The following is a 1018-nucleotide window of genomic DNA, read 5'->3' on the forward strand; positions in this document are numbered from 1 at the left end:
CAGAAGTGAAACCTCTTAGCGCTGATGGTAGTGTGGGATTACCCATGTGAGAGTAAGTCATCGCCAGCTCATTATTCTAAACACCCCAATCTCAAAAGAGGTTGGGGTGTTTTTTTATTGCAAGAAATCAATCAGAAAAGAATTATTGCAAAGAATCATCGATACTAAAAGAATAAGACAGGATAAAAATCTTATCGTTTTTAAGAAATAAATTTCTATTTTTCGCATGAATTGATGAGTCAATGTATAGGATAAATCATTACTCTATGCTATAAATAATTAATAGGCATGATTTTTGCTTGTTTTTTTGGAAAGAGAAATATATGAAATTATCTGTTGGATTGAAAGTTGCGAATTCATTATCGTTAACGCCTCAATTGCAGCAGGCAATCCGTTTACTACAACTTTCTAGCCTAGAGTTAGAGCAAGAAATCCAAATTCAATTAGATAGTAATCCATTACTTGAAAAAGTAGAAGATGAATCACTGGCAGAAAGTTTATCTACTTTAGAACACAAAGAAACTGATGATCTTACAACAGAGTTGAATGCTGATCACTTACCTGATGACTTGCCTGTTGATACTGAATGGGATGACATTTATACACATCAATCCACTGCTTTGGGTACTCCTGAGTTCGAAGAGCGTGAAGATAATCGCCAAGTTCACTTGACGCTTAAAGAACATATTTTGGAGCAAGTGAACTTACTACATTTTTCAAAAATAGATCAGTTGATTGCTTATTGCATAGTTGATGCTTTAGATGATAAAGGTTTTCTGGATGCTGAATTAGAAGAGATTATTTTGGCAGTACAGCATTTATTAAGTGAGATGGATATAGACGAGGAAGTGGAAGAGGATGAAGTTTTAGTAGTCTTAAAACATATTCAACGTCTTGATCCAATTGGTATCGGAGCTCGTAATTTAGCTGAATGTTTAAAAGTTCAGTTGGAGTTCTTGCCTCGAGAAACTGAATATTTGAAAGAAGCCAGAAGTCTACTTCAATATTACGAATTACT

1 pseudogene is annotated in these 1018 nt (G+C 34.3%); it reads left to right on the forward strand.

Annotated features, from left to right (window positions below):
- Nucleotides 1–323 precede the first annotated feature (323 nt).
- Nucleotides 324–1018: pseudogene (locus tag VXQ92_RS21370) on the forward strand (RNA polymerase factor sigma-54); the annotation flags it as partial.

It is taken from the genome of Acinetobacter sp. 228, assembly GCF_048147885.1.